This window comes from Pseudoalteromonas sp. GW168-MNA-CIBAN-0100, from assembly GCF_040309225.1.
GTDB classification, from domain to species: domain Bacteria; phylum Pseudomonadota; class Gammaproteobacteria; order Enterobacterales; family Alteromonadaceae; genus Pseudoalteromonas; species Pseudoalteromonas arctica.
Window position 1 is genome coordinate 1 of the sequence record NZ_JBEOOL010001217.1, and the last position, 220, is coordinate 220.

Here is a 220-nt window from a genome sequence, read left to right on the forward strand (position 1 = left end):
GCCATCATTTCAGGTGTCATCTTAAGCGGTTTTCTTACACTTCTTCGGCGAAACAAAGCCCGCTCATGAGCTTGTTTATGTCTGTAACCTCGCTTACCTGTATTTCTAGAAAGCTCTCTTGAAATCGTAGATTGCGATAAATCAGTTAGCTCAGCAATACTTTGTTGCGTAAAACCACTTTTCTTTAGAACGGCGATCTGGCATCTTTGCGCATAGGTCA

General features: G+C 42.3%; 1 protein-coding gene. It reads right to left on the reverse strand.

Annotated features, from left to right (window positions below):
• A partial coding sequence (locus AAEY62_RS25285; RefSeq protein WP_350609910.1) for a helix-turn-helix domain-containing protein occupies positions 1-220 on the reverse strand: 220 nt, incomplete at both ends.